This is a genomic window from Pseudomonas sessilinigenes, assembly GCF_003850565.1.
Classification (GTDB): Bacteria; Pseudomonadota; Gammaproteobacteria; order Pseudomonadales; family Pseudomonadaceae; genus Aquipseudomonas; species Aquipseudomonas sessilinigenes.
The window spans coordinates 5,143,738-5,163,471 of record NZ_CP027706.1; the positions used below are offsets into that span (position 1 = coordinate 5,143,738).

Consider the following 19,734-nt stretch of genomic DNA (forward strand, 5'->3'; position numbering starts at 1 on the left):
GCCGGTTGCGAAGAACTCAATGGATCAAGGCTTGGCAGCGGCCTGCCAGAGTATCTCGGCGATGCCCTGGCGCTTGGCGATCAGGCGTGCCGCGACGAATAGCACGTCCGACAGGCGATTGATGTAGGCCAGCGCTGCGCCTTGCAACGGTTCGATGGCATTGAGTTGCTGGCAACGGCGCTCGGCACTACGGGCCAGGCTACGGCATACGTGGGCCTGGGCGATGAGGGTCGATCCTCCTGGCAGAATGAAGTTCTCCAGGGGGCCCAGTTCTTCGTTCCAGGCATCGATCGCTGTTTCCAGGCGCTGTACTTCCATTTCATTGAGTGCCTGATACTCAGGCATTGCCAGTTCTCCACCCAGGTCGAACAAGCGATGCTGGCAGGGCGCCAACACCTCGATCACCTCCTTGAGCCCCGGCTTGCCGGCACACTGTTCTTCCAGGCCAGCCAGGAGCAGGCCCAGCTGGCTGTTGAGGGTATCGACCTCGCCAATGGCCTCGATTCGTGGATGGTCCTTGGGGACGCGGCGGCCGTCCCCCAGGCCGGTTTCACCCTTGTCGCCGGTACGGGTGTAAATCTTCGACAGGCGAAAACCCATGTCTAGTTCTCCAGTGGTAGAGGGGCTTGCACTGGGGGCTGGCTGCTGGCCAGGGGCAGGCGCAAGGTGAAGCAGGTGCCCTGGCCCCGGGTGGATTGCACTTCCATCTGCCCCTTGTGGTTGTTGGTAATGATGAAGTACGACACCGACAGGCCGAGGCCGGTGCCCTGGCCGATTTCCTTGGTGGTGAAGAATGGTTCGAAGGTGCGTTTGCGCACGCTTTCGCTCATGCCGACGCCGTTGTCTTCGACCTGGATTTCTGCCCAGGGTGGATTCAGCCGGGTACGCAGGATGATCCGCCCCGGCTCGCTGTCGTCTTCGCGCTGATGGATGGCCTGGGCTGCGTTCTTGAGCAGGTTGAGCAGCACCTGCTCCAGCTCGTTGGCGGTGCCCGGGACCGGTCCGAGGCTCGGATCGAACTGGCGGATGATGGCCTGTCCCTTGAAGTCGAAGCCGATCGCCAGGTCGAAGTCGTTGCCTGCAATTTCTACCGCCTGGTCGATCAACGCCGGCAGGTCGCAGGGAGCCATCTGCCGGTTGCTGCGACGGCTGAAGCTGAGCATATGGGTCACGATCTTCGCGGCCCTGGCTCCAGCTTGCTGGATGCCGTCGAGTAGCAATGGAACCTCGCGACTTTCCAGGTAGCGATTGACCGTTTGCAGTTCAATGCCGATCAGTTGTGCATATTCGAGGTTTTTGGGTAGCTCGGGCGACAATCGCCGACGAATGTTCTGCACGTTGTGCAGGATCGCTCCCAAAGGGTTGTTGATTTCATGGGCCATGCCCGCAGCCAGGCCGCCGACCGAGAGCATCTTCTCCGACTGCACCATCATTTCCTCCAGGGACAGGCGCTGGGTGATGTCGTCGATCCGGATCACCACGCCTCGACCCGCTCCCCCCATCAACGGATAGAACGTCAGGGCATAGTGCTTGGCTTCGTCGTCCTTGAACCAGGTGACTCGCTCGACCTTGGTCACCGTATGCTGCTCGACCGTTTCCTTGAGCTGCGGCAAGAACGGCTTGAGCGGTTCGAAGGCCAGGAAGATCGGCTGGTTCAGGGCCTCGTCCAGGCGGGTCCCGGACAGGGCGCTGGCTTCCTGGTTCCATTGGGTGACGTACAACTGCTCGTCCAGGGCGATCAGTGCCGAGGGCATGGAGTCGATAATGCTGTTGAGATAGTTCTGGAAGCCGGTGAGCTTCTTCTCGATCTTGCTACGTACCTGGACTTCCAATTCCAGCTTGCGGTTGGTGTGCCGGGTTTCCTCAGCCAGCCCCTGGGCCTGGTCGTAGGCGGCCTGGGAGTCATCCCGGGCGCGCTTGAGTTGCTGTTCCCTGGCCTCGATTCGCGACAGCATGGTGTTGAAGGCTTCCGCCAGGCTGCCGATTTCATCGTGGTTGCCGCGGGCTGCACGCAGTGCGTAGTTTTCCTCGCGTGTCACCTGGCGCGACAATTCCTCGAGCTGGTGGATCGGCTGGGTGATCAGGCGCTTGATCTGCCGGGCGATGATCAGCCATAGCAGCACGCTGAAGATCAGGATACCCAGGCTGGCGGTCAGGGTGCCGGTGTAGAAGGCCATCGGCAGTTCGCTGGTGGCCACCAGCAACAGGTGCCCTGGGGCTTGGTCCGGACGGGGCAGGGGGATCACCTGGTTGCTGCGAAACTCAGTCAGTTGCCAGGCCTCGATATGCCGGTAGCGCTCGGGCAGCTTGAGGCGATCGCCGTGTTGCAGTTGGGCGATGCGCTGGCCGTTGGCGTCATAGATGGCCGCCGCCCGCAGGGGCGAGTAGCTGTCGAGCTCGTTGAGAAGCCGTTCTGCATCCTGGGGCGAATTCAGCGCCTGGAGCGACAGGGTCGGGTTGGAGACCAGCCGACCGATGGTCTGCAAGGCCTGGGGGGCCATGCTTTCCTGGGAAATCCAGTAGGCGGCGCTGATGAAGGTCAGGTTGGCGACCAGCAGGACGGTGGTCAGCAGGACAAGCAGGGCCGCGAGGAGCTTTTGACCTACCGGCAGGTTTTCGAGGCGCTGGCGCAATGGCATCGGCTATATCGCTGGAAATGAGCAAGTGGGCAGCGTAGCCGCTGCTCAGTCGCTGGGCAATCCGTGCAAGTGCAGCTGATCCTTGAGCCTTTGCTGTAACCGCTGCAGGTGAGGCAGGGCCAGTTGGTGGCGCACGGCTGCATTGCAGGCATAACCAAGCAGGTAGCTGATTTCGGTTCGACGCCGATTGGCGACGTCCTGGTGCATGGATGAGAAATTGGCCGCGGTGGCGTGGATCACTCGTTCGACTTCCTGTTGCAAATCCCGCGCGGCATCCGGCTGCCCGCAACATTGCAGCAGTTCACCCAGCTCGATGCAGAGGGTGGCTACCTCGCACTGGTGTTGCTGCAGGCCGCCATTGCGACAGTCATGCAACACCGTCAGTGGGTTGATCGCGCAGTTAAGTGCCAGTTTGCGCCACAGTCGCGTCAGGATCTGGGTCGTCCATTCATGGGGAATGCCGCTGGCTGTCAGTTCGTCCAGCCAAATGGGAGCGCCAGGGTGGGCGGTATCGCCGAGCCACGTATAGCCGTGGCCTGCAAAGACTACGCGCCAATCGCCATCGCGAAAGGCTCCCTCGGTACTGGAGGCAGCGATGCAACGGGCTTCAGGTACCTTGGCGGCCACGGCATCCTGGCTGCCGAGGCCATTTTGCAGCAGGATCAATTCAGCTCCGGGCGCCAGGCGCTTGGCGATGCTGGCCACGGCGGCTTCGGCGTCGTAGGCCTTGCAGGCCAGCAGCAAGCGGTGGATCGGCTGCGGGCTGTCGCAGGTCTCGCCGGGAATCGGATGCAGGCTGCTCTGGCCCTGCTCGATCAGGGTCAGGCCGCCTGCTGCCTGGTAGGCCTGCAGGCGGGTCCGGTCGCGCAGGAGCAGGCGCACCGGTAGCCCGGCGCGTGCCAGGCGTGTAGCCCAGAGGGTGCCTAGGCTGCCGGCGCCGAGAATGTGCCAGGTGGTGGACATGAAGTTTCGACCCTGTTGGGGCAGGCCCTGAGGGCGCGTGCGGTGAAGGAGGGGAAAGACCCGTTATAATGAGCGCGGATTTTAACCGCAAGCCGGGCGTGTTCGATGTTCTGAACGGCGCCCCTTTTTATTTGGAGAGAATACATGCCGTCGTTTGACGTGGTATCCGAACTGGACAAGCACGAAGTCACCAATGCGGTGGAAAACGCCGTCAAGGAACTGGACCGCCGCTATGACTTGAAGGGCAAGGGCAGTTTCGAGTTCAAGGACAAGGAACTGACCGTCAACCTGACCGCCGAGGCCGAGTTCCAGCTGGAAGCGATGATCGAGATCCTCAAGCTGGCCCTGGTCAAGCGCAAGATCGATGTGCAGTGCCTGGAGGTCAAGGACGCCTATGCCTCGGGCAAGGTGATGAAGCAGGAAGCGGTGCTCAAGGAAGGGATCGACAAGGAACTGGCGAAGAAAATCGTCGCTCACATCAAGGACGCCAAGCTCAAGGTGCAGGCTGCGATCCAGGGCGAGCAAGTACGGGTGACCGGCAAGAAGCGCGACGACTTGCAAGAAGCGATCGCGGCCTTGCGTGGCAAGGAATTCGGCATGCCGCTGCAGTTCAACAACTTCCGCGATTGATTGGATTCTCCGGGAACCTCTAGGTCTTATTGGCGTCCGAGGCCGGAGCAATGGCAGAAACGATTGAGCTCCCAGTGGAGCCGATCGTTCTGTCCGTCAGTCATGCATCCTGCGCAATCACGGAAACCTGGAGAAATAGATGGACTTGAACGCTGAAGTAGACAACCTGGTCCGGGCTTCCCAAGCCTGGATTCCCATGATCATGGAGTACGGCAGCCGGGTGCTGCTGGCCGTGGTGACCCTGGCCATTGGCTGGTGGTTGATCAACAGGCTGACTCACAAGGTGGGCAAGCTATTGGCGTTGCGCAATGCCGACCTGGCCTTGCAGGGGTTCATCAGCAGCCTGGCCAATATCGTGCTCAAGGTGCTGCTGATCGTCAGCGTCGCCTCGATGATCGGTGTCGAGACCACCTCCTTCGTGGCCGCCATCGGTGCCGCCGGCCTGGCTATTGGCCTGGCCTTGCAGGGCAGCCTGGCGAATTTCGCCGGTGGAGTGCTGATCCTCTTGTTCCGTCCGTTTCGCCTGGGTGATTTCATCGAAGCCCAGGGTATCAGCGGGACAGTGGATAGCATCCAGATCTTCCACACGGTCCTGCGTACGGGTGACAACAAGACGGTGATCGTGCCCAACGGCAACCTGTCCAACGGCATCATCACCAACTACAACCGTCAACCGACCCGCAAGGTGGTGTTCGACGTTGGCGTGGATTATGACGCTGATCTGCAGAAGGCCCGTGAAGTGTTGCTGGAACTGGCCAAGGATGATCGGGTTCTGGCCGACCCTGCGCCTGTCGCGGTGGTCTCCACTTTGGGTGACAGCGCGATTACCTTGTCGCTGCGGGTGTGGGTCAAGACGGCGGACTACTGGGATGTGATGTTCCAGTTCAATGAACTATCGCGTGATCGCCTGAAGGCCGCGGGTATCGATATCCCGTTTCCACAACGAGTGATTCGTGTGGTTCAGGAAGCCGCCGTGTAATAAAGGTGTCTTCATAAGTTGGCCGTTCGGTCAACTAGTGCTGTTCAAGACAAGGGGCCATCGGCCCCTTGTTTTTTATCCGTCTGATACGAACTAAGGCCTGCAGCCGTTGGCTGTTCTTTGGCAACTACCGATAGCATGTTATTTATTAGCTTGCTATGTAGTGGCGGATGAGGGCTTGCACTTTTGATGGCATAAAAAAACCGCCACCCTGGGATGTCAGGGCGACGGTTTTTATTGGAGTTGCGCGTTAGCGCAAGCAACTGGGCAACGAATTACAAGATGCTCAGCGGGTACTCCACGATGATACGTACATCGTTGTTATCGGACTGGTAGCCGCTGTATGCGTTATTGACGCGATACACCGCGCTACGCAGGCGGAAGGACAGATCCTTGGCTGGACCTTCCTGGAGAACGTACTTGGTCTCGAAGTTGAACTCTTTCTCTTTACCTTCGCCCAGGCCGTTGTTGGTGGAGATGTTGTCACCGGTCACGTAGCGAGCCATGAAGCTCAGGCCTGGCACGCCATAGGTGGCCATGTTCAGGTCGTAGCGTGCTTGCCAGGAACGTTCATCGCGACCCACGAAGTCGGAGATCTGGATGGAGTTGGCCACGAAGACCGTACCGTTACCGTCAACGCCGTAGTAGTAGCCGTTGTCGCCGCTGGAGCGCTGGTGGGCCAGGGTGAACTTGTGCGCGCCGAGGCTGTACGCTGCTGCCAGGCTCCACAGTTTGTTATCCACGCCCGTGCGGCCGTCGCCGATCATGTCGACCAGGTCGCCACGCTTGTCGCCTTCGGTCTTGTAGCCGTTGAAGTCGAAGTTCAGGGACTGCGATTCAGCGATCGGCAAGGTGTAGTTCAGGTTGATGTACTGCTTCTTGAAGTACTGGTCGACCTTGGAGGCTGCCAGGGTGCCGGTGAAGTTGTCGGTGAAGGCATAGGTTGCGCCGAAGATGTTCGCCGAAGGCAGGCCTTTGGCGCCGTTGCCATTCTCGTCAGCCACGCCACCGATGCTGTCCTTGCCCATACCGGTCTGCTTGCTCAGTGCGGTGAAGCGACCAGCATTCAGCTCCAGGCCCTTGATTTCCTTGCTGGTGATCAGGGTACCTTCGGCCACTTCCGGCAACAGGCGGCTATCGTCAGTGGCGAATACCGGGCTGGCGACGAACTGACGACCGTACTTGAGGGTGGTGTCGGAGATGCGGAACTTGATGGCGGCACCGGTCTTGGACTGGGTCTTTTCCGGTTGGCCGTCGCCATTGACTGCGAACAGACCGTTGCCGGCACGGCCTGCACCGCCGTCCAGGCGGGCTGCGCCCATGGCCATGGCGTCCACACCGACACCCACGGTGCCTTGGGTGAAGCCCGATTCGTAGGTCAGCAGTTCACTGATGCCGGTGTCCTGGCGATAGCCGCTCTTGTAGCCACCACCGGGCTTGGCGATGTTACCGGCACCGTTCTTGTAGTCGCGGTTCATGTATTCCAGACGAGTCTTGGACTTCAGGCTCTGATCTTCGAAAAAGCCTTTCGAGTCGTCTTGGGAAGACGCGATTGCGAACTGCGAGGTCCCTGCAGATACAGCCAGGGCGATCATGCTCCACTTCATCACGCGCATCGTGATTTGCTCCTTTGGTTTTTAGAAGAGTACTGCCGTCCCACCTGTATTTTTATTTGGGCGGCTCTTTCTTTTTGTGTCGGCGCAAACTTATATCACGCTGACAATATTGGCGATACTTGCCTATCTATCCTTTCAGCTTCTTTACGACCCTGTCGCAAATTGCTTGATCGGTGTCGCAATCCTTCAGCCGGAATGTATCCGGACTGACAACTTCAATAGTGCTCTTCGGAGGATTGCAAGGAGGGAAAGAACCCTCCAGACAAACACTTTCAAAGTACTTTTGGGCAGCCCTGCCGCTATTATCATGAGTCTTTAAGGTTTCACTTTCGCTCATCCCTCGCAGACGGTGTCGGGCTGGATGCAACAAGCGTGCACAAAACCAAATCGCCAAGTGTTTTTTGCTCCAGACGGTAAAGGAGTCTGTAAAAACCGCATAAAACCGTCGCTCGGAATGAGTTTTCGCTTGGCTTGACGTCGCTGCCTGCATGAGGCAGTGGTGTGCAATAAGTTGCACAGCCAGACAAAATGTTACCGACGCACACTGCAAAGTGAGTAAACGGCGGATGCTTGGGGTACTCAGCGTAGACCCGTTGTCCGATTTCGGTGCAAAACTTTTGGATGACGTTGCCCCTGTTCATACCGTCAGGTGCGTAAACGGCACTGGCTATCAAGGACTTGGCGAGTGTCCTTGCGAGCGACTCTGAAGTGGTGTGGGCAAATGGTGCAGGGCTTTGCAAAATGTCCTGCTTTGGGGCGCATTGACCGCATGAACTGGCTCCTTGCCAAATTGAGGAGAGGTCGCTGGCTCATTGGTCATGAAGCGTGAGGCGTTCACAGGTATGCTGCGTCTCTGTCGCCTGGTCCATGTCAGTAATACTTGACGCCAGGCAGGAATGAGCGGAGCGGGAGTAAGCGCGGTGTTCACTTTAGATTCACGACTGCAGCAAGACACAGTACTCATCGGGGACTTCCCCCTTTGCCGGCTGCTGCTGTCCAATGATGCAAACTATCCTTGGTTTATCCTGGTGCCGCGTCGCGAAGATATCAGCGAGTTGTTTCAACTGGATGTCACGGATCAACGTCAGCTATGGCAGGAAACCACGGCCCTGGCCGAGCTGCTCAAGGACTCGTTCGATGCCGACAAGTTGAATGTGGCGACTTTGGGCAATGTGGTAAGCCAGTTGCACATGCATGTGATCGTGCGTAAACGTGACGATGCCGCCTGGCCGGCCCCGGTTTGGGGCAAGCATCCGGCAAAACCCTACACGGCAGAGCAGATCGAACAGGTCCGCGAACGGTTGCGAGTGGTGCTGACCGATGATTTCCGGTTTCTGGAGGACTGAGGCATGGAGCTGGAAGAGCGCGTAACCGATCTGGAAAGTCGCCTGGCGTTCCAGGATGACACCATCCAAGCCTTGAATGATGAGCTGGTGGCACAGCAAAAGAGGGTGGAGCGCCTGCAATTGCAGATGGCTGCGCTACTCAAGCGCCAGGAGGAGATGCTTGGGCAATTCGGGGTCTTTGAGGAAGATGCGCCGCCGCCTCATTATTAAGGTGGCGGGGTTGTCGCCAGAGCCATAAAAAAACCGCGCCTTGGCGCGGTTTTTTATGACCTGTGATCAGCGGCGGGGCAATGCAGCAATGACATCTTCGGCTTGCAGGCCCTTGTCACGGTTCATCACCGAGAACTCCACGCGCTGGCCTTCTACCAGGACGCGATGGCCTTCTCCGCGAATGGCGCGAAAGTGCACGAAGATATCGTCGCCGGAGTCCCGGGAGATAAAGCCGAAGCCCTTGGAGGTGTTGAACCACTTCACGGTACCCGTATCACGATTGCTCATGTCGTAGACCGGTGCAGAAGAAGCCGCGGGTGACGATTTGTAGAAGCTCACGGCCAGGTGCAGCGCCACTGCAAACAGGGCAGTCAGCAGGCTGACCAGCACAGCTGGCTGGTCACCGATCACTGGCATCGGAGCCAGGAGGGTGAGGGTTTGCAGGACGACCACCAGGACCAGCAGGGCGCTGACCAGGTTCTGCAAGTGATGGCGAGGGCCTTTGTTCCAGTGCGGAATAACTGGGGCCAGGACCAGGTTGAGCAGGCCGAAAAGGGCCAGGTAAAGAGCATCGGGTTGTTGTAGGTAGGGAACCGCGTCGGATCTAAGGCTCGGAATCAAGGACAGCAGCAAGGCTGCAAGTCCTGTCAACAAGTGGACAATTTTCAACATTTTGATCAACTCACGTTAAGAAGGAGCACAAGGAAGAGCTGATCGCGCACGGTTCGCTTCTGAAAAAATAGATGAGGCGGCAGGTTCGTGCGCGGTGTCAGCCTATGCGCGCTGGCCGAAGAAATAGGCAACAACGACACGGGCTCTATTTAACCGCAAAGCCCAGGCCTTCTCAAATCAGCCGCGTTGTTCCGCGAGGCGGCTCGTCGTCCGTGGTCGGAAATGGATCGGACAATCAGGCAAAGGCCCGTTTCTTGGGGCGTTGCTGGATCGTCCAAGGAACAGCGAATTTTTCTTGCGGTCAGATCCGTTTCAGCCCTGGCCATTCTTCACCCATGGGCCTGGTCCCGAGGCAACCTGCCGCGGGCTGCGCGGCAGCAGGCAGGTCCTGTCCTTGCTAGAGTGGTCCGGCAGCTGAATGGATTGGTTCATCTGGTCAACGGAGAGAAACATGGCAATTGATATCGGTATCAGCGAAGCAGATCGCAAGTCCATCGTCGATGGTCTGTCCCGTCTACTGTCGGACACTTACGTGTTGTATCTGAAAACCCATAATTTCCATTGGAACGTCACCGGCCCGCAATTCCGTACCCTGCACTTGATGTTCGAAGAGCAATACAACGAACTGGCCTTGGCGGTCGACCTGATCGCCGAGCGTATCCGGGCCTTGGGCTTTCCTGCCCCGGGTGCCTATTCCATCTATGCCCGGTTGTCCTCCATCAAGGAGGAGGAGGGAGTGCCGGCGGCGGAGGAAATGATCAAGCAACTGGTCAGCGGGCAGGAAGCAGTGACCCGTACGGCTCGCGGTATCTTTCCTCTGTTGGACAAGGTCAGCGATGAGCCTACCGCGGACCTGCTGACCCAGCGCATGCAAGTGCATGAAAAAACTGCATGGATGTTGCGCTCCCTGCTGGAAAATCCCTAGGTCGTTCATGGCGGATGGCGCTCATCGCGCCATTCGCTTCTTAGGCTGCGTACGTTATCGGGGCATACGGCTGCACAGGGCCGATTTAATGGATATAATCCCGCTCTTTGCTACGTAGCCCGAGCCTTGGCATGGGCTCTGCCTGTATCAAGCCGTAATCTGGATTGCCGAGACGTCCCCATGCCGATGTACGACTACCAATGCGCTTCCTGTGGCCATCAGTTGGAAGCCATTCAAAAGATCAGCGCCGCGCCGCTGGTCGATTGCCCTGCATGCCAGGCGCCTGAGTTGAAAAAGATGCTATCCATGCCGGGTTTCCGCCTCAGTGGCACCGGCTGGTATGAAACCGACTTCAAGACCGGCTCCAAGAAGAATCTGGCCGGTGGCGACAAAGCTGACTAAGTTGAACGACACGCGCGAGTTCTTGCACTATCTGGCACCCGAGGGGTGCGCAAGGCCTCCATCGAATTTCGAATTACGAGAAGTGAAACCACTACCATGATGCGCAGCCATTATTGCGGCCAACTGAACGAAGGCCTGGAAGGTCAGGAAGTAACCCTTTGCGGATGGGTCCACCGTCGTCGTGACCACGGCGGGGTGATTTTCCTCGATATTCGTGATCGTGAAGGCCTGGCCCAGGTGGTGTTCGATCCGGATCGTGCGCAAACCTTCGCCGCTGCCGACCGTGTGCGCAGTGAATATGTAGTCAAGATCACCGGCAAGGTGCGCCTGCGTCCGGCAGGTGCCGGCAACGCCAATATGGCCTCGGGCATGATCGAGGTCCTGGGTTACGAGCTGGAAGTCTTGAACGAGGCGGAAACCCCGCCGTTCCCGCTCAACGAATACTCCGACGTGGGTGAAGAGACCCGCTTGCGCTATCGCTTCATCGACCTGCGCCGTCCGGAAATGGCCGAGAAGCTGCGCCTGCGCTCGCGCATGACCACCAGCATCCGTCGTTTCCTCGACGAGAACGGCTTCCTGGACGTCGAGACGCCGATCCTGACCCGCGCCACCCCTGAAGGTGCCCGCGACTACCTGGTACCGAGCCGCACCCATGCCGGCAGCTTCTTCGCCCTGCCGCAATCGCCTCAGCTGTTCAAGCAACTGTTGATGGTGGCCGGCTTCGATCGTTACTACCAGATCGCCAAATGCTTCCGCGACGAAGACCTGCGCGCCGACCGTCAGCCTGAATTCACCCAGATCGACATCGAAACCAGCTTCCTCGATGAAAAAGACATCATGGGCCTGACCGAGAACATGATCCGCAACCTGTTCAAGGAAGTGCTGGGTCTGGAGTTCGGCGAGTTCCCGCACATGACCTTCGAGGAGGCCATGCGTCGTTATGGTTCGGACAAGCCGGACCTGCGTATTCCCCTGGAACTGGTTGACGTTGCCGACCAGCTCAAGGAAGTGGAGTTCAAGGTATTCAGCGGCCCGGCCAACGACCCTAAATGCCGTATCGCAGCCCTGCGCGTACCTGGCGGGGCGAGCATGCCGCGCAAGCAGATCGACGACTACACCAAGTTCGTCGGCATCTATGGTGCCAAGGGCCTGGCGTACATCAAGGTCAACGAGCGCGCCAAGGGCGTCGAGGGCCTGCAGTCGCCAATCGTCAAGAACATTCCGGAAGCCAACCTGAACGTGATCCTCGATCGTGTCGGTGCCGTCGATGGCGACATCGTGTTCTTCGGCGCCGACAAGGCCAAGATCGTCAGCGAGGCCCTGGGGGCGCTGCGTATCAAGCTCGGCCACGACCTGAACCTGCTGACCTGCGAATGGGCGCCGATGTGGGTCGTCGACTTCCCGATGTTCGAAGAGAACGACGATGGCAGCTTCACTGCGCTGCACCATCCGTTCACCGCGCCGAAGTGCTCGCCTGAAGAACTCGAGGCCAACCCTGCTGGTGCTCTGTCGCGTGCTTATGACATGGTCCTCAATGGTACTGAGCTCGGCGGCGGTTCGATCCGTATCCACCGTAAAGAAATGCAGCAAGCGGTATTCCGCCTGCTGGGTATCAATGAAGCGGAACAGGAAGAGAAATTCGGCTTCCTGCTGGACGCCCTGAAGTACGGCGCTCCACCCCATGGTGGCCTGGCCTTCGGCCTGGATCGCCTGGTGATGCTGATGACTGGCGCCCAGTCGATTCGCGAAGTGATCGCCTTCCCGAAAACCCAGAGCGCGGCTTGCGTCATGACCCAGGCACCCGGCTTGGTGGACGCCAAGGCCCTGCGCGAGCTGCATATCCGCTTGCGCGAACAGCCCAAGGCTGAGTAAGCCGGCCCGACAAGGCGCACCTTCGGGTGCGCTTTTTCTATGGGGAAGAGTTTTTGTTGCCGGTTCACCTAGTGGTGGTGCAGGCAATGTTTCAAAGAGAATTTGGAGCAAGTTATGGCAGGTCATTCCAAGTGGGCGAACATCAAGCACCGCAAAGAGCGTCAGGATGCCAAGAGAGGCAAGATCTTCACCAAGTGGATTCGTGAGCTGACTGTCGCGGCCCGTCAGGGCGGTGGCGAACCCGGTTCCAATCCACGCCTGCGCCTGGCCCTGGACAAGGCCCTGGGCGCCAACATGAGTCGCGACATCATCGACCGGGCCATCGCCCGTGGTACTGGTGCTGCCGGTAGCGACGATGTGGTCGAGCTGACCTATGAGGGCTATGGTCCCAATGGTGTAGCGGTCATGGTCGAATGCATGACCGACAATCGCAACCGTACGGCGGCGGCTGTTCGTCATGCTTTCAGCAAGTGTGGCGGCAACCTGGGTACCGATGGCTCGGTTGCCTACCTGTTCGAGCGCAAGGGCCAGCTCACCTTCGCCGAAGGTGTCGACGAGGATGCATTGATGGAAGCGGCCATGGAGGCCGATGCCGACGACGTGGTCAGCAATGATGACGGTTCGGTCGATGTGTTTACCTCGTTCGCTGGTTTCTATGGCGTGCGCAATGCCCTGGAAGCTGCTGGTTTCAAGGCTGCAGATGCGGAAATCGTCATGCTGCCCACCACCAGCGCCGAGCTGGACCTGGAAGGTGCCGAGAAGGTCTTGAAGCTGATCGACATGCTGGAAGACCTGGATGACGTGCAGAACGTCTACTCCAATGCGGATATTCCGGAGTCGGTCGCCGCCCAGCTTGGTTGATCCAGCAGCGCCGCTCTTGAAGCCGGATGCGCAACGCCGTGATCATTACGCGGCAGGGTGCCTCCGGCTTCCGTTTTTTTGCCGTTCCGTTCCTGAACGGTCGGCCTTTTCATTTCAGCAGCAGGCCTTATGACTCTAATTCTTGGCATCGACCCCGGTTCACGCATTACCGGTTATGGCGTGGTTCAAGACACCGGGCGGGGTTGCGTGTATGTGGCCTCCGGCTGCATTCGTACCGGCGCTGGCGAACTGCATGAGCGCTTGCAGATCGTTTATCGCGGGGTTCGCGAGGTGATCCAGACCTACGGCCCGGTGACCATGGGCATCGAGAAGGTATTCATGGCGCGCAATGCCGATTCGGCCCTGAAGCTCGGGCAGGCTCGGGGGGCGGCCATCGTCGCCGGGGCCGAAGAGGGGCTGGAGATTGCCGAATACACGGCGACACAGGTGAAGCAGGCGGTGGCGGGCACTGGCGGCGCTAATAAGGAGCAGGTGCAGATGATGGTCATGCATCTGCTCAAGTTGACAGCCAAGCCGCAGATCGACGCCTCGGACGCCCTGGCGATTGCCATTTGCCATTCCCATACCCGTTCCAGCTTGTTGCCCCATGGCCTGGGAACGGCACGCAGTCGTGGCGGTCGATTGCGTCTCTGATAGCATCAGCGCAGTCATTTTAGGAGCGGGTGTCATGTGCCTGAGTAATCGGCGCTGACCTTGTTCAGTGAGTCGCCAGCCCCGTGCTGGCCATCGCCTTAAGGATCGATACGTGATTGGACGCTTGCGCGGCACCCTGGCTGAGAAACAGCCGCCGCACCTGATTCTCGATGTCAACGGCTTGGGTTATGAAGTCGAAGTACCCATGACCACCTTGTATCGCCTGCCGTCGGTCGGCGAACCCCTGACCTTGCACACCCATTTGGTCGTGCGTGAGGACGCACAGTTACTCTACGGTTTCGCCAGCAAGCGCGAGCGAGACTTTTTTCGCGAGTTGATCCGTCTAAATGGTGTCGGGCCGAAGTTGGCCCTGGCCCTGATGTCCAGTCTTGAAGTGGATGAGCTGGTGCGCTGCGTGCAAGCCCAGGACACCTCGGCCTTGACCAAGGTGCCGGGGGTCGGCAAGAAAACCGCCGAGCGCCTGTTGGTCGAGCTCAAGGATCGGTTCAAGGCCTGGGAGGCGGTGCCGAGCATGTTCGCCCTGGTGCCGAACCAGCCGGATGCGCCGATGCCCGTGGCCAGCGCCGAGTCGGATGCGGTCAGTGCACTGATCTCCCTGGGGTACAAGCCGCAGGAAGCCAGCAAGGCGGTATCCGCGATCAAGGAAAAAGGCTTGAGTAGTGAAGACATGATCCGCCGAGCCCTGAAGGGGATGATTTAAGTGATAGAAGCAGATCGTCTGATCGCCGCTACGGGCCCCCGTGAGCGCGAGGAAGTCCAGGACCGGGCGATTCGTCCGGTCAGCCTGGCCGACTATATCGGCCAGCCCAGCGTGCGCGAACAGATGGAGCTGTTTATCCAGGCGGCCCGTGGGCGCAGCGAATCCCTGGACCATACGCTGATCTTCGGGCCTCCCGGGTTGGGCAAGACCACCCTGGCCAACATCATCGCAGAGGAAATGGGGGTATCGATCAAGAGCACCTCCGGACCGGTCTTGGAGCGTCCCGGGGATCTGGCCGCGTTATTGACCAATCTCGAGCCTCACGATGTGCTGTTCATCGATGAGATTCATCGTTTGTCGCCGATCGTCGAGGAAGTGCTGTATCCGGCCATGGAGGACTTCCAGCTCGACATCATGATCGGCGAAGGGCCGGCGGCGCGTTCGATCAAGCTGGACCTGCCGCCTTTCACCCTGGTGGGAGCCACGACCCGTGCGGGCATGCTGACCAACCCGCTGCGGGATCGTTTCGGTATCGTCCAGCGCCTGGAGTTCTACAGCGTTGCGGATCTTGCGACCATCGTTGGGCGTTCCGCTGGCATCCTCGGCTTGCCGCTGGACCCGGAAGGCGCCGTCGAGGTGGCCCGGCGAGCCAGGGGCACGCCGCGGATCGCCAACCGTCTTTTGCGCCGGGTGCGTGATTTCGCTGAAGTCCGGGCCAAGGGGCACATCACCAAGGCTGTTGCCGACCTGGCATTGAATCTGCTGGATGTCGACGAACGTGGCTTTGACCATCAGGACCGGCGTCTATTGTTGACCATGATCGAGAAGTTCGACGGCGGTCCGGTCGGGGTCGACAGCCTGGCCGCGGCGATCAGTGAAGAGCGTCATACCATCGAGGATGTGCTGGAACCGTACCTGATCCAGCAGGGCTACATCATGCGAACCCCTCGTGGGCGAGTGGTGACCCGACATGCGTACCTGCATTTCGGGCTAAATATTCCGTCACGATTGGGAGACATGCCCGCGGTAGACGAATTCCTCGATGCCATGGACGATTGATCGCTCGCTTTGCACCGACTTAATCGGGGTTTGTGCTGTCCTACGGGCGGACATCGTTAAAACTGCACGAAAAGTCGTTCAAGAATGAAAAAACAGTTGCTTGGCTGGATTGGCAACCTGAGGAGTAAGCACTAGAGTATGCGCGCGCAAAACGGGCTTGAGCCGTTCGCACATCGTTGTCGCGTTTATTACGAGGACACCGATGCCGGCGGTATCGTGTATTACGTTAATTACCTTAAGTTTATGGAGCGGGCTCGAACCGAGCGGCTACGACATTTGGGCTTTGCCCAGTCGCAGTTGGCGGGGGAGAACCTGTTATTCGTCGTGCATTCCAGCGAAGCGCGTTATCACTCGCCGGCGCGGTTGGACGATGAGCTTCTGGTCAGTGCCCAGGTCACCGAGTTGAATCGGGCCAGCCTACGTTTCACCCAGCAGGTCAGGCGGTTCTCGGACAATGTGCTGCTCTGTGAGGGGCAGTTCCTGGTGGCTTGTGTGCGCGCCGACAATTTCAAACCCCGCGCTATTCCAGACGCTCTGCGTACGGCCTTTGCCGACGAGGGCAGCGCGGGTACACACTCAGAGCAGGAGATAAAGCGTGGAAGCTAACGTCGTCGACCATTCCTCCATGTGGAGCCTGGTCAGCAATGCCAGCGTTGTAGTGCAGTTGGTAATGCTGACCCTGGTGGCCGCATCGGTGACTTCATGGATCATGATCTTTCAGCGCAGCAACCTGCTGCGCGCTGGTCGACGTGCCCTGGAGAGCTTCGAGGAGCGCTTCTGGTCCGGTATCGACTTGTCCAAGCTGTACCGCCAGGCCGGCAGCAACCCTGACCCGGACTCCGGTGTCGAGCAGATCTTCCGTGCTGGCTTCAAGGAGTTCTCCCGCCTGCGCCAGCAGCCGGGCGTCGAACCCGAGGCTGTGATGGAAGGCGTGGCTCGTGCGATGCGTGTAGCGATCTCCCGTGAAGAAGAGAAGCTCGAGCAGAGCCTGCCGTTCCTGGCCACTGTGGGCTCGGTCAGCCCGTACATCGGTCTGTTCGGTACCGTGTGGGGGATCATGAACTCCTTCCGCGGCCTGGCTTCCGCACAGCAGGCGACCCTGGCCACCGTGGCCCCGGGTATCGCCGAAGCCCTGGTAGCGACTGCCATCGGCCTGTTCGCGGCCATCCCGGCGGTGATCGCCTACAACCGTTTCTCCGCCCGTGGCGAGACGCTGATCAGCCGTTACTACACCTTCGCCGACGAATTCCAGGCGATCCTGCACCGTAAAGTGCACACCAGCGAAGAGTGAGCAGGTAGACCCAATGGCCCGAGTTCGCCACAAACGCAAGCCGGTTGCCGAGATGAACGTAGTGCCCTACATCGACGTGATGTTGGTACTGCTGGTCATCTTCATGGTGACCGCGCCGATGCTCAACCAGGGTGTGAAAGTCGACCTGCCCAAGGTTTCCAGTGAAGCCTTGCCCCAGGACAACAACACCCAGGTGCTGACCATCTCGATCAAGGCTGACAAGACCTACTACTGGAACCTTGGCAGTGAAGTCGATACCGACAAGCAACAGGACAAGGCAATGACCTTGCCGCAGATGACCGACGCGGTGACCAAGATCATCCGTGCCGGTAACGAAGGCGGCAAGCACACCCAGGTGTTCATTCGCGGGGACAAATCCGTCGACTACGGCGCCGTGATGGGTGCCATGGGCGGCCTGCAGAAAGCTGGCGTCGGCAACGTTGGCTTGATTACCGAGGCGCCCTGATGCAGCAACAGCGAGAGCCGTCCGCTTCGGAAAGCTACTTCTGGCCTAGCGTCTGGGCAATTGCCCTTCATGTTCTGGTGTTCGGCATGCTGTTTGTCAGCTTTGCCATGACGCCAGAGCTGCCGCCGGCCAAGCCGATCGTCCAGGCGACCCTGTATCAGCTGAAATCGAAGAGTCCAGCGACCACCCAGACCAATCACAAGATTGCGGGTGAGGCGAAGAAATCCGCCGCGCGCCAGACCGAAGCCGAGCAGTTGGAGCAGAAGAAGGTCGAGCAGGAAGAGATCAAGGCTGCGGAACAAAAGAAAGAAGAGGCTGCCCAAAAAGCCGCGGAAGCGAAGAAGGCCGACGAGGCCAAGAAAGCCGACGAGGCCAAGAAAGCCGACGAGGCGAAAAAGGCTGACGAGGCCAAGAAAGCCGCCGAGGCGAAAAAGGCCGAAGAGAAGCAACTGGCCGATGTAGCCAAGAAGAAAGCCGAGGAAGAAGCCAAGAAAGCCGCTGAAGAAGAGGCCAAGAAAAAGGCCGCTGAAGAAGCGAAGAAGAAAATCGTCGAAGACGCGAAGAAGAAAGCCGCGGAAGACGCCAAGAAAAAAGCAGAAGCTGACGAGGCGAAGAAAAAGATCGCTGAAGACGCGAAGAAGAAGGCTGCCGCCGACGCCGCGAAGAAAAAGGCCCAGGAAGCAGCACGTAAATCTGCCGAAGAGAAAAAGGCCCAGGCCCTGGCGGACTTGCTTTCCGACAAGCCGGAACGTGAGGCCACGAAATCGGATGAAGTCGGTGATAGCGTCGCGGGCAGTTTCGACGACCTGATTCGTATTCGTGCAGCAGAAGGTTGGGCTCGTCCTCCTTCGGCGCGCAAGGGTATGACAGTGGAGCTGCGTATCGGCATGTTGCCTGATGGTACGGTGACTACGGTCAGCGTGATCAAGTCCAGTGGAGACGGCCCGTTCGACGCCTCGGCGGTGGCGGCAGTCAAGAACATTGGGCGTTTGACAGAAATGCAGGGTCTGAGTCCGAAGGACTTCGCTCCCTATCGTTCATTCAAGATGACATTCACACCTGAGGATCTAGCCTTGTGAGAAACCTTCTTCGAGGAATGCTTGTCGTTATTTGCTGTATGGCAGGGATAGCGGCAGCGGATGAAAAAAACATTCTGGTCACCAGCGGTAGTGACCGGGCGACGCCGATCGCGGTTGTACCTTTCGGCTGGCAGGGCGGCAGCGTGCTGCCGGACGACATGGCGCAGATCATCGGTGACGACCTGCGTAACTCCGGTTACTACGCGCCGATTCCAAAGCAGAACATGATCAGCTTGCCGACCCAGGCCAGCGAGGTCATTTTCCGTGACTGGAAGGCCCTGGGCGCCCAGTACGTAATGGTTGGCAGCATCGTGCCGGCCGGTGGCCGCCTGCAGGTGCAGTACGCGCTGTTCAACGTGGCTACCGAACAACAGGTGCTGACTGGCAGTGTTTCTGGCGGCGTTGATCAGTTGCGAGACATGTCGCACTACATCTCCGACCAGTCCTTCGAGAAGCTCACCGGCATCAAGGGTGCGTTCTCCACGCGCCTGCTGTACGTGACCGCCGAGCGTTTTTCGGTGAACAACACTCGCTACACCCTGCAACGTTCGGACTACGACGGTGCTCGGGCAGTGACCTTGTTGCAGTCTCGCGAGCCGATCCTGTCGCCGCGCTTTGCCCCCGATGGCAAGCGCATTGCCTATGTGTCGTTCGAACAGAAGCGTCCGCGCATCTTCGTACAGCATATCGACACGGGTCGTCGCGAGCAGATCACCAACTTCGAAGGCCTCAACGGCGCGCCAGCCTGGTCGCCGGATGGCAGCCGCCTGGCGTTCGTGCTGTCCAAGGACGGTAACCCGGACATCTATGTCATGAACATGGCTTCGCGCCAGATCAGTCGTGTGACCAGTGGCCCGGGCATCAATACCGAGCCGTTCTGGGGCAAGGATGGTTCGACCATCTACTTCACTTCCGACCGCGGTGGTAAACCGCAGGTATATAAAAGCAACATCAATGGCGGTGGTGCCGAGCGTGTGACCTTTATCGGTAACTACAACGCCAACCCGAAACTTTCTGCTGACGAAAAGACCCTGGTAATGATTCACCGCCAGGACGGTTTCACCAACTTCCGGGTAGCGGCTCAGGATTTGCAGCGCGGTAGCGTAAAAATCCTTACAGACACTAACCTAGATGAGTCAGCTACTGTTGCGCCCAACGGCACCATGGTAATCTACGCCACCCGCCAGCAGGGCCGGGGAGTCTTGATGCTCGTGTCCATTAATGGACGTGTGAGGCTCCCGCTTCCTACCGCTCAAGGCGAAGTCAGAGAACCGTCCTGGTCCCCTTACCTGAACTGACGCGGCGCTACAATGTTTCACTTAACACACTGGGGTTCATTAGGAGTTTCA

The 19,734-nt window shown here is 59.0% G+C and carries 21 protein-coding genes; 16 read left to right on the top strand and 5 right to left on the bottom strand.

The window, feature by feature from the left end; all coding sequences use genetic code 11:
* Positions 1-24: 24 nt before the first annotated feature.
* Genes C4K39_RS23995 through C4K39_RS24005 form a run of 3 tightly spaced genes read right to left on the bottom strand, consistent with a single transcriptional unit; the run spans position 25 to position 3,602 of the window.
* Complete coding sequence (locus C4K39_RS23995) at positions 25-600, bottom strand: cob(I)yrinic acid a,c-diamide adenosyltransferase (protein ID WP_124347561.1); 576 nt, start codon at positions 598-600, stop codon at positions 25-27.
* A 2-nt stretch (positions 601-602) separates the two neighbouring features.
* The gene (locus C4K39_RS24000) at positions 603-2,639 is read right to left on the bottom strand and encodes a HAMP domain-containing sensor histidine kinase (protein ID WP_068585218.1); all 2,037 of its coding nucleotides are present in this window, start codon (positions 2,637-2,639) and stop codon (positions 603-605) included.
* Between the two features lie 45 nt (positions 2,640-2,684).
* Positions 2,685-3,602: a putative 2-dehydropantoate 2-reductase gene (locus C4K39_RS24005; protein ID WP_124347562.1), complete on the bottom strand. Its 918-nt coding sequence runs from the start codon at positions 3,600-3,602 to the stop codon at positions 2,685-2,687.
* A 144-nt stretch (positions 3,603-3,746) separates the two neighbouring features.
* Here C4K39_RS24005 and C4K39_RS24010 point away from each other — a divergent pair, with 144 nt between their 5' ends.
* Positions 3,747-4,232 (top strand): YajQ family cyclic di-GMP-binding protein, encoded by a 486-nt coding sequence (locus C4K39_RS24010; protein ID WP_068585224.1) that lies wholly within the window; start codon positions 3,747-3,749, stop codon positions 4,230-4,232.
* A gap of 139 nt (positions 4,233-4,371) precedes the next feature.
* A complete protein-coding gene (locus tag C4K39_RS24015; RefSeq protein ID WP_068585227.1) occupies positions 4,372-5,211 on the top strand; it encodes a mechanosensitive ion channel family protein in 840 nt (279 codons plus the stop codon).
* A gap of 275 nt (positions 5,212-5,486) precedes the next feature.
* On the opposite strand, the gene C4K39_RS24020 is transcribed toward C4K39_RS24015, so the two are convergent.
* Positions 5,487-6,827 carry an OprD family porin gene (locus C4K39_RS24020; protein WP_068585231.1) on the bottom strand — a complete coding sequence of 447 codons (1,341 nt, stop codon included), beginning with the start codon at positions 6,825-6,827 and terminating at the stop codon, positions 5,487-5,489.
* Between the two features lie 920 nt (positions 6,828-7,747).
* Here C4K39_RS24020 and C4K39_RS24025 point away from each other — a divergent pair.
* Entirely contained in the window at positions 7,748-8,173 is a 426-nt protein-coding gene (locus C4K39_RS24025; protein WP_068585233.1) for an HIT domain-containing protein, read from the top strand.
* 3 nt (positions 8,174-8,176) lie between these two features.
* Positions 8,177-8,383 (top strand): SlyX family protein, encoded by a 207-nt coding sequence (locus C4K39_RS24030; RefSeq protein ID WP_068585236.1) that lies wholly within the window; start codon positions 8,177-8,179, stop codon positions 8,381-8,383.
* Between the two features lie 66 nt (positions 8,384-8,449).
* Here C4K39_RS24030 and C4K39_RS32005 read toward each other — a convergent pair whose 3' ends face one another.
* Positions 8,450-9,055, bottom strand: coding sequence for a cold-shock protein (locus C4K39_RS32005; protein ID WP_068585239.1), 606 nt, complete (start codon positions 9,053-9,055; stop codon positions 8,450-8,452).
* A 451-nt stretch (positions 9,056-9,506) separates the two neighbouring features.
* On the opposite strand from C4K39_RS32005, the gene C4K39_RS24040 reads away from it, so the two are divergent.
* The 12 genes from C4K39_RS24040 (at position 9,507) to tolB (ending at position 19,683) form a co-directional block, all read left to right on the top strand.
* Positions 9,507-9,980: a Dps family protein gene (locus C4K39_RS24040; RefSeq protein WP_068585242.1), complete on the top strand. Its 474-nt coding sequence runs from the start codon at positions 9,507-9,509 to the stop codon at positions 9,978-9,980.
* Between the two features lie 180 nt (positions 9,981-10,160).
* Positions 10,161-10,382 (top strand): FmdB family zinc ribbon protein, encoded by a 222-nt coding sequence (locus C4K39_RS24045; RefSeq protein WP_010457489.1) that lies wholly within the window; start codon positions 10,161-10,163, stop codon positions 10,380-10,382.
* Between the two features lie 96 nt (positions 10,383-10,478).
* On the top strand, positions 10,479-12,254 hold the full coding sequence (gene aspS / locus C4K39_RS24050) for an aspartate--tRNA ligase (RefSeq protein WP_068585245.1): 1,776 nt from the start codon (positions 10,479-10,481) through the stop codon (positions 12,252-12,254).
* A gap of 114 nt (positions 12,255-12,368) precedes the next feature.
* On the top strand, positions 12,369-13,115 hold the full coding sequence (locus C4K39_RS24055; protein ID WP_068585247.1) for a YebC/PmpR family DNA-binding transcriptional regulator: 747 nt from the start codon (positions 12,369-12,371) through the stop codon (positions 13,113-13,115).
* A 129-nt stretch (positions 13,116-13,244) separates the two neighbouring features.
* A complete protein-coding gene (ruvC, locus tag C4K39_RS24060; RefSeq protein ID WP_068585250.1) occupies positions 13,245-13,769 on the top strand; it encodes a crossover junction endodeoxyribonuclease RuvC in 525 nt (174 codons plus the stop codon).
* A 112-nt stretch (positions 13,770-13,881) separates the two neighbouring features.
* On the top strand, positions 13,882-14,490 hold the full coding sequence (ruvA, locus tag C4K39_RS24065; RefSeq protein ID WP_068585253.1) for a Holliday junction branch migration protein RuvA: 609 nt from the start codon (positions 13,882-13,884) through the stop codon (positions 14,488-14,490).
* On the top strand, positions 14,491-15,549 hold the full coding sequence (gene ruvB, locus C4K39_RS24070) for a Holliday junction branch migration DNA helicase RuvB (protein ID WP_068585257.1): 1,059 nt from the start codon (positions 14,491-14,493) through the stop codon (positions 15,547-15,549).
* Positions 15,550-15,687: 138 nt separating this feature from the next.
* Positions 15,688-16,155 (top strand): tol-pal system-associated acyl-CoA thioesterase, encoded by a 468-nt coding sequence (ybgC, locus tag C4K39_RS24075; protein ID WP_124347563.1) that lies wholly within the window; start codon positions 15,688-15,690, stop codon positions 16,153-16,155.
* The gene (tolQ, locus tag C4K39_RS24080) at positions 16,145-16,840 is read left to right on the top strand and encodes a protein TolQ (protein ID WP_022640508.1); all 696 of its coding nucleotides are present in this window, start codon (positions 16,145-16,147) and stop codon (positions 16,838-16,840) included. Before ybgC ends, tolQ begins: the two co-directional genes overlap by 11 nt.
* 13 nt (positions 16,841-16,853) lie before the next feature.
* On the top strand, positions 16,854-17,306 hold the full coding sequence (tolR, locus tag C4K39_RS24085) for a protein TolR (protein WP_022640507.1): 453 nt from the start codon (positions 16,854-16,856) through the stop codon (positions 17,304-17,306).
* On the top strand, positions 17,306-18,385 hold the full coding sequence (gene tolA, locus C4K39_RS24090; RefSeq protein ID WP_124347564.1) for a cell envelope integrity protein TolA: 1,080 nt from the start codon (positions 17,306-17,308) through the stop codon (positions 18,383-18,385). The genes tolR and tolA overlap by 1 nt, the downstream gene beginning before the upstream one ends.
* A gap of 17 nt (positions 18,386-18,402) precedes the next feature.
* Positions 18,403-19,683 carry a Tol-Pal system beta propeller repeat protein TolB gene (gene tolB / locus C4K39_RS24095; protein ID WP_176719813.1) on the top strand — a complete coding sequence of 427 codons (1,281 nt, stop codon included), beginning with the start codon at positions 18,403-18,405 and terminating at the stop codon, positions 19,681-19,683.
* Positions 19,684-19,734: the final 51 nt, after the last annotated feature.

Excerpts from the sequence above, each read along its gene's own strand:
- C4K39_RS24020 (WP_068585231.1), bottom strand. The coding sequence starts at position 6,827 with ATGCGCGTGATGAAGTGGAGCATGATCGCCCTGGCTGTATCTGCAGGG.
- C4K39_RS24055 (WP_068585247.1), top strand. The coding sequence starts at position 12,369 with ATGGCAGGTCATTCCAAGTGGGCGAACATCAAGCACCGCAAAGAGCGT.
- tolA (WP_124347564.1), top strand. The coding sequence starts at position 17,306 with ATGCAGCAACAGCGAGAGCCGTCCGCTTCGGAAAGCTACTTCTGGCCT.
- C4K39_RS24005 (WP_124347562.1), bottom strand. The coding sequence starts at position 3,602 with ATGTCCACCACCTGGCACATTCTCGGCGCCGGCAGCCTAGGCACCCTC.
- C4K39_RS24015 (WP_068585227.1), top strand. The coding sequence starts at position 4,372 with ATGGACTTGAACGCTGAAGTAGACAACCTGGTCCGGGCTTCCCAAGCC.
- C4K39_RS32005 (WP_068585239.1), bottom strand. The coding sequence starts at position 9,055 with ATGTTGAAAATTGTCCACTTGTTGACAGGACTTGCAGCCTTGCTGCTG.
- ybgC (WP_124347563.1), top strand. The coding sequence starts at position 15,688 with ATGCGCGCGCAAAACGGGCTTGAGCCGTTCGCACATCGTTGTCGCGTT.
- C4K39_RS24030 (WP_068585236.1), top strand. The coding sequence starts at position 8,177 with ATGGAGCTGGAAGAGCGCGTAACCGATCTGGAAAGTCGCCTGGCGTTC.
- C4K39_RS24000 (WP_068585218.1), bottom strand. The coding sequence starts at position 2,639 with ATGCCATTGCGCCAGCGCCTCGAAAACCTGCCGGTAGGTCAAAAGCTC.
- C4K39_RS24040 (WP_068585242.1), top strand. The coding sequence starts at position 9,507 with ATGGCAATTGATATCGGTATCAGCGAAGCAGATCGCAAGTCCATCGTC.
- tolB (WP_176719813.1), top strand. The coding sequence starts at position 18,403 with ATGCTTGTCGTTATTTGCTGTATGGCAGGGATAGCGGCAGCGGATGAA.
- C4K39_RS23995 (WP_124347561.1), bottom strand. The coding sequence starts at position 600 with ATGGGTTTTCGCCTGTCGAAGATTTACACCCGTACCGGCGACAAGGGT.
- ruvC (WP_068585250.1), top strand. The coding sequence starts at position 13,245 with ATGACTCTAATTCTTGGCATCGACCCCGGTTCACGCATTACCGGTTAT.
- C4K39_RS24045 (WP_010457489.1), top strand. The coding sequence starts at position 10,161 with ATGCCGATGTACGACTACCAATGCGCTTCCTGTGGCCATCAGTTGGAA.
- C4K39_RS24010 (WP_068585224.1), top strand. The coding sequence starts at position 3,747 with ATGCCGTCGTTTGACGTGGTATCCGAACTGGACAAGCACGAAGTCACC.
- aspS (WP_068585245.1), top strand. The coding sequence starts at position 10,479 with ATGATGCGCAGCCATTATTGCGGCCAACTGAACGAAGGCCTGGAAGGT.
- tolR (WP_022640507.1), top strand. The coding sequence starts at position 16,854 with ATGGCCCGAGTTCGCCACAAACGCAAGCCGGTTGCCGAGATGAACGTA.